The sequence below is a fragment of the Neobacillus drentensis genome, assembly GCF_036962765.1.
GTDB classification, from domain to species: domain Bacteria; phylum Bacillota; class Bacilli; order Bacillales; family Cytobacillaceae; genus Neobacillus; species Neobacillus drentensis_C.
The window spans coordinates 1-7,931 of the sequence record NZ_JBALOS010000034.1; the positions used below are offsets into that span (position 1 = coordinate 1).

The following is a 7,931-nucleotide window of genomic DNA, read 5'->3' on the forward strand; positions in this document are numbered from 1 at the left end:
ATACTTGTATAACACAGCCATAATAAAAAGAAAAAGGGGTGTTGAAACCAATGAGAAAACGTAAACTCATTTTCAAGGAATTGGTAAATGATAATAAAAATGAAATAAAAAGTGATTTTAAAGCATTGGAGAGAATTGAAGCAAAAATTGATGATAAGCATGCTAAGAGGTTAATATTTTCATAAATGATAAACCCAAAAAAAGCACTCAATGGTGCTTTTTTTATTTCCCTTCATACAATCTAGCTTCCGAATCATTATCAGGGAAGCCAATATGGTGATCCGTTGAAATATTCAAATCTACTTCAATGATTAAAAGAAAAGACTTCAATCAATGCTCTTGAGGTTAAAACTAAAAAATAACAAAAATCCATAAAGATTTTTTCCAAAAATCTAAAAATATTGAATTATTTTAGAAAGCGTTTTCATCTATAATGAACAATCAAGGAGGGAGGGAGTTAATTGGATTTCAAAAAACATTATGAAAGGTGGAAACATAGTTGAAGAGACTTAAAATTTGTATCTCTATCATTTTGGTTTCATTACTAGTATTCAGCCAACTTGGTGCAAAAGCTCTTGCCAATAAACAATCGGCTCCAAACGCACCAGCATCGCCAGTAAACTTACAGATTCCAAAGCTGGCTTATGACGAAGACAGCATAACCCTTGTGTGGGAAAAGCCTGAGCACTATAGTGATATCGTGGATTTTAATGTCTATATGAATGGGGAGAAAATTGGCAGCGCTTTAAAAGATAACAGCGGCCCTGCAAAAGCTTATATCGATAATTTCTATAAAAATATTGATAAAGATCATTTCCACGTTGATATTCTTATTCATAATTTCATGGTTGATAACCTTAAGCCGAACAAATCGTATGAATTTTATGTAACGTCCGTAAATGCAGAGGGTGTCGAATCCGCTCCTTCTAATAAAATTGTTGGAAAAACAACAGCTGTACCAGAGGTTTTCAGTATTGTTGATTTTGGTGCCACACCAAATGATCAAACAAAAGATACAGAAGCCATTCAGGCAGCAATTGATGCGGCTACACCGGGATCGAAAGTGTTAATTCCGGAAGGCAAATTTATTTCTGGAGAAATATGGCTTAAATCGGATATGACGCTTCAAGTCGATGGGTATTTACTAGGTTCCCCAGATGCAGTAGATTACAGCCGGAATTTTTGGGTGTACGACTATTCAACAGATGAACGTTCCTATTCTCTCATCAATGCCCATACTTATGATTACGGCAGCCTTAAGAATATTCGGATCGTAGGAAAAGGAACAATCGATGGGAATGGATGGAAGATGGATCCTAATTCTCCCACCATTGATGAAGCAGGAAATGAACTTCCGCGCTTAATCGCAGGCAGTAACTCAAAAGTGGCTGGCAATGTTACTGTTCAAGATGGACATTTGAGTCCATTAGATCCAGCTTCTGATTCTACATATGGGATATTGGCAGCAGCTCAATCATATGCAGCTCAGGTGGATGGTATGAATCCAAAGTCTGCCTACTCTGCACGCTCCAATCTAATTACGGTACGTGGCGTGGACGGAATGTATTATGAAGGTATTACGCAGCTGAATCCTTCCTTTCACGGGATTGTTAACCTTCATAGTAAAAACATTGTTGTAAATGGTATAACAGCAAAAACATATGATGCCAACAATGCTGATGGGTTTGAGTTTGGTGATTCGCAAAACATCATGGTTTTCAATAACTTTGTGGATACCGGAGATGACGCGATTAACTTTGCTGCAGGCATGGGGCAGGCGGCAGCAGATGAGGAAACAACCGGAGAGGCTTGGATTTTCAATAACTATATTCGAGAAGGCCACGGCGGGGTTGTGACCGGAAGCCATACGGGCAGCTGGATCGAGAACTTTTTAGTGGAAGATAATATTATGTATAAAACAGACGTGGGCTTACGTGCCAAAACGAACACACCAATGGGCGGAGGAGCAAGAGATATCCTTTTCAGGGACAATGCTTTAGAAGGCATTGATGGGGATGGACCGTTTGTATTCACCTCCTCTTATGAAGATGCTAATGCTGCAATTCTTTATGAGCCGGCACAGCAAATTTCTCAATTTAAGGATATTAGGATCGAGAATACTACAGTTCGTAATCAAGGGGGCAGTAAGAAACAAGCAATCCTTGTAAAAGGAAATAACGATGTAGGAGAAGTCTTTCACGAAAATATTACCTTTGAAAATGTTAAATTTGACAATGCTTTTTCCGTTAATATGGATTACGCCAAAGATTTAAAATTTAAAAATGTTTCCTTTACAAACGTCAAAGATAATGGTGGAAACCCATGGAGAATTACCAATTCTACGGGACTTGTGTTTGAAAATACTACAGGGGCACCTTTGGATGCAGCACAAAAACCTGAATGGTCTGAAACCGCAGCTGTACAAGCAGTCTCGTCAGACGATGGAAAGAGCGTTACCTTAACCTGGAATGGAGCTTCCGACAATATCGGAGTATCAGGTTATACCATTTATAAAGATGGAAAGAAAATTGGCACTGGATACATGACAACCAATAACACAAGCTTTACAGTTAACGGTTTAACACCTGCCAAGGAGTATACATTCAAAGTGGAAGCAACCGATACCATAGGCAATCGCACCTCTGATGGTCCGGAAGTCAAAGTAAAAACAAAGGGTGAAGCAGATGTAACAGCACCTGTGCTTCCAGGTGATACTAAGATTAAAGAACCAACGACGTCGATTCCTGCAAATGAAACTTTTAGCGGCAAAGAAGTAGAAGTGGTTTACCCAGGATTCACTTGGGCATCTCTTGACTGGGAATCCGCAAGTGATGATACAGGTGTTGCCGGCTATAATGTGTATGCAAACGGGAAATTCCATGGCTTTGCTGAATCCAGCAACTATACGTTAACCAATCTTCAGCCAGGTACCAAATATGTAGTGGAAGTGGAGGCTGTCGATCTTGCAGGCAATAAAACAAAATACGGCTCCTCCATGGAAGTCGAAACAGCTGCACCGTACGCGATTGGGGCTCCATCCTTCACGGGCGGGCTAAAAGGTCAGATTGGAATGGATGGTACTAGTGTGTCCCTCTCTTGGAATAAGGCAGCTGCCATTAACCAAGATGTCATTGGATACCGTGTTTATGTAAATGGAAAACCCATTAAGCCTGAAGGGGCTAGGTTTACACCAATTAATGCGGAAATGACAACAGCTGAAACACATTATACGGTTACTGGCCTTAAACAAGGTAAACAATATACATTTAAAGTAGAAGCAGTGGGGCAGGGAATCAAAGATTCAAAAAGAGAAAGATTATCCAATGTGATTCCAAACGGTCTTGAAAGAGTTTTTGGATATCGCTGGAGCGGCTTTGGGCCAAGTGAAACCGTTCATTTAATACCTGGTAAGGCTATTAGTGAACAGGCAAAATCAGAGTAATCCTAGATTGATAATATAATAGAAGAAACAGGGGGTGATTTTAGAATCACCCCCTGTTTCTAGTGACTAAATCAAACCATGAGTATTAATAAAAATGAATGAGGAATTATGACTATTAATCAGGTTGTTGAAACCAAACTATTTTACTAAGTTTTAAAAAAGCCAAAAATATAAAACAGTTTTCTAAAAATTTTATATTCTCAAACAAAGACCTCGCTTTCATAATAAGCCTTAGACTTTAAGAAAGGAAGGTAATCGAATTGGTCATTTTTAAAAAGGGAAACAAAAAAATGCTGATCTCTTCAGTGACATTAGTAACAATGCTAAGTGGTTTTCATCCAGATCTCAGTTTTGCAGATTCTGTTTCGGGATCACCACACAATGTAGAATCCTCCGTTGTTGATTCCACATCTGAGATTATAGTTGTGGATGTGTCGCATTTAATTAGCGGGCTGCACATGAAAAAGGTAAAAGTGTTAGGTATTGCAGCAGATGAGAGGGACACAGAATCTCCGGACGTTTATCCGCCAGGTAATAAAGTAAAAATGAAAGAAGTGGATTTCATTGGCCAAAACCTTATTGCTGTAACTTTTGACAGAAAGCTGGAATCCATTAACGTAAATGACATCACTTTTTTTAAAAATGGAAACAATCTTGATGTAAAAAGAGCAGCCATCGCTGTAAATAAAGAAGGTCATACTGTCATCTTCTATGAATCCGCCACCCCCATTAATTCAGAATCTTTCATCAAGGAAGACAAAATTGTTGCCTCAGTAGTTAATGAAGACTCCAAAGATATCAATGGAAATACCTTGAAGATCGAAGACCACAGAAAGCTCGAAGATGTTACACAAAAGTTGAAAGAAATACCAAATTTATTGACAGTATCCAAGGATGGCCTGGCAGATTTCACTACCGTCCAAGGGGCAATTGATGCTATTCCTGCAAATAATACCGAAAAAGTGGAAGTGTTTATTGAAAATGGTGTTTATAAAGAGCTTGTTACCCTTCCTAAGGATAAGCCTTTTATTCACCTTAAAGGTGAAAGCGTTTCCGGAACCATCATTACTTATGATAACTACTCTGGTAAGGCCAAGCCTGAAGGCGGAACATATGGAACGACCGGAAGTGCCAGCGTTTATATCTATGGAGATGATTTTATTGCTGAAAACCTTACCTTTGAAAATTCATTAGATGAGCAAAGTGTGAATGTTAGTAATAAGCAGGCTGTTGCTGTTTACGCACGAGGAGAACGCCAAACTTTTAGAAATTCCCGGTTTATTGGGAATCAGGATACATTGTATGTAAATGGCGGAACGCAATATTTCTACCAATCTTATATCGAGGGTGATGTTGATTTCATCTTTGGGCGTTCAAGTGCCGTCTTTGAAGAATGTGAGATTTTCTCTCTTGACCGCGGCTCGTCAACGAATAATGGATTTGTAACCGCTGCTAGTACATTGATCACGGAGCCTTATGGGTACTTATTCCTTCATTCAAAGCTGTTAAGCAATGCTCCGGCAGGTACCGTATATTTGGGCAGGCCTTGGCATCCTAGCGGCGACCCCAATGCAATCGGAAGTGTAGTTTTTATGAATAGTTATCTCGGACCACATATCATAGCGCAAGGCTGGACCGATATGTCAGGTTTTTCATACAAAGACGCAAGATTTTATGAATACAAAAATTATGGACCAGGAGCTGTAATCAATGAGGATCGCAGGCAGCTGTCCGATGAAGAGGCCACGCAGTACACCATTGAAAATGTCCTGAAAGGCTGGAACCCTAAAGAGTAACGTTCTGGAGTGAATCGAGGAATCTCATTTAGTGCCGTTACGTAATCACATTTTAAAATAAAAACCGTAATAAGTTTTCAACCAAAATGACTGCAGCTGATAAAAAGGAAGGTAAAAAATGATTAGTTCAACGACATCAAGTATTTATGATATCAAACAATTTGGAGCCATTAGCAATGGAGAAACAAATAATACAAACGCTATTTCACTGGCTATTGAAGCATGTGCTGAAGCAGGCGGCGGGACCGTTTATGTTCCCACCGGGCGCTTCCTTACTGGCGCTGTCATTTTAAGAAGCAATGTAAATTTATACTTAGAGGCTGGCTCCATTTTAGTATTCAGCCCTGACGAAACCAATTACCCAATCGTCCAATCCCGCTGGGAGGGGGTAACAAGGGAAGTCTACGCCTCCTGTATTTATGCCGAAAATGCTGAAAATATTTCGGTAACCGGTCATGGAACGTTGGACGGCAGCGGGAATTATTGGTGGAGCCTTTTTCGGAGAAAAGAAAATCAATATCCAAGGCCGAAGCTGATCAGTTTCGACCAGTGTAAAAATGTCCTGATTTCAGGAGTGAAACTGATGAACTCCCCAAGCTGGACCGTTCATCCTCTCTGCTGTGAAGACGTGACGATCCACAATATTCGAATTGAAAATCCGAGCGACTCCCCAAATACGGATGGGATTAATCCGGAATCCTGCCGAAACGTTCGTATTTCTGATTGCCATATTGATGTCGGCGATGATTGTATTGCCATTAAGGCAGGTACAGAGGAAACAAAGGAACGGATTCCTTGTGAAAATATTACCATCACCAATTGTACAATGATCCATGGCCATGGCGGGATTGTGTTTGGAAGTGAGATGAGCGGGGAAATCCGAAATGTCACAATAAGCAATTGTATTTTTGAAGGAACAGACCGTGGCATCCGGCTGAAATCAAGACGGGGCAGGGGCGGTGTGATTGAAGATGTGCGCATCAATAATATTATCATGAAGGGTGTCATTTGTCCTTTTATTGCCAATCTATATTACCATTGGGGTCCACGGGGCGAAGAGAAATATGTGTGGGATAAAAATCCCTACCCAATTACCAAGGAAACGCCTGTGTTCAGAAGGATCCATTTTGCCAATATAACCGCCCGTGACGTCAGTGCCGCAGCTGGTTTCTTATATGGACTTGCCGAAATGTACGTGGAGGATGTTACATTTGAAAATGTCTCTGTGTCAATGGCTGAAGATGCAGAACCCGGGCTGCCAGCAATGATGGCGGATCTTGAACCAATGAAGCAAAGGGGTTTTTATTGCTGTAATGTTTCGGATATTCGATTCCATCGGGTAACAGTCAGCAATCATGAAGGGCCGGCTTTCTATGTGGAGAACGGTACTGAGGTTGAAATTGAGCGGTGTAAATCTAAAAGTGTCCGTTCAACTGACCCGCTAATTTTATTTAATAATGTAACTAATGTAGTGTAAAAGGAAAGAAGGCAGATGCTCACATCTGCCTTCTATTTCGTAAATATTTAAACAATATTTAAAAAATTATGAACATCTAAAAAAATCAAACAAACGGCTAAAGATATTGAATTCTCCGTGTAAGCGTTTTCGGTTAAAATAAAAAACAAGAAAGGAGGAAACATTCAATGAATCTAAGACAAGAGCTGGAAGTATCAGTAGTTACTACTGAGAAAAAGAAACCAATCAAAAAATATAAACTAGAAAAATGGATACCTTATTTGTTTATTTTGCCATCAACCCTAATGATTGTAACCTTTTTGTTCTATCCGATTGGGACGGTGTTCTACTACAGTCTCCAAAATTATGATATATCCGCTCCCTTTTATAACGGTTTTGCCGGGATAGACAATTTCAAGAAGATTTTTACGGAGGATAAATTATTTCTTCCAAGTTTGCTAACCTCTTTTAAATGGGTGGTTTCTCAGGTAGGCTTACAGCTAATTTTTGGCTTAATTGCAGCACTCCTTCTCAACCAAAAATTTAAGTTTAGAGGGATGGTAAGAGCGGCTGCCTTTATTCCTTGGGCAATCTCGGGTGTGTTAGCCTCTGTGATGTGGTCACTAATGTTTAATGAACATATGGGTGTTATCAATGATCTTTTCATCAGGTTAGGGATTATCAGTGAAAGCAAGGCATGGCTGGCTGATAGCACTACTGCCTTTATATCGGTCGTTATTGCGGAGTTATGGAGAGGTATTCCTTTCTTTGCCATTACCTTACTCGCTTCACTTCAAAGTATTCCAGAAGAACTCTATGAAGCAGCAAAGGTGGACGGTGCAAGCAGAGTGAAATCGTTCTTATATGTGACACTGCCGTCCTTGAAAAATACAATTGTCCTGACAACTTTACTCCGTGTGATTTGGGAGTTTAATAACGTCGATCTTCTTTTCAACCTTACTGGTGGAGGGCCGGCACACAGTACTACAACCTTGACGATGTACATTGCAGAACAGGCAGTACATGGATCCAATTTTGGATATGGGTCAGCACTAACTGTGGTTGCCTTTGGTATATTACTACTATTTGCCATCATCTATTTACGCATTACGAGATATGATAGGGAGGGGAATTAACATGAATAAACAAAAAAGAGTTGACCGGCTGCTGACATTTAATCTGCCGCTCCTGGTTATGCTCGCTTTTACTCTCTTTCCGTTATACTGGACCATTAATA

5 protein-coding genes are annotated in these 7,931 nt (G+C 39.9%); all 5 read left to right on the forward strand.

The window, feature by feature from the left end; genetic code table 11:
- Window positions 1-50: 50 nt before the first annotated feature.
- A complete protein-coding gene (locus tag V7137_RS05775; protein WP_335697181.1) occupies window positions 51-185 on the forward strand; it encodes an FbpB family small basic protein in 135 nt (44 codons plus the stop codon).
- Between the two features lie 314 nt (window positions 186-499).
- The gene (locus V7137_RS05780) at window positions 500-3,442 is read left to right on the forward strand and encodes a fibronectin type III domain-containing protein (protein ID WP_335697182.1); all 2,943 of its coding nucleotides are present in this window, start codon (window positions 500-502) and stop codon (window positions 3,440-3,442) included.
- A 290-nt stretch (window positions 3,443-3,732) separates the two neighbouring features.
- Window positions 3,733-5,238: a pectinesterase family protein gene (locus V7137_RS05785; protein ID WP_335697183.1), complete on the forward strand. Its 1,506-nt coding sequence runs from the start codon at window positions 3,733-3,735 to the stop codon at window positions 5,236-5,238.
- A gap of 118 nt (window positions 5,239-5,356) precedes the next feature.
- Window positions 5,357-6,715, forward strand: coding sequence for a glycoside hydrolase family 28 protein (locus V7137_RS05790; protein ID WP_335697184.1), 1,359 nt, complete (start codon window positions 5,357-5,359; stop codon window positions 6,713-6,715).
- A gap of 167 nt (window positions 6,716-6,882) precedes the next feature.
- Window positions 6,883-7,830, forward strand: coding sequence for a carbohydrate ABC transporter permease (locus V7137_RS05795; RefSeq protein ID WP_335697185.1), 948 nt, complete (start codon window positions 6,883-6,885; stop codon window positions 7,828-7,830).
- The last annotated feature ends 101 nt before the right edge of the window (window positions 7,831-7,931 follow it).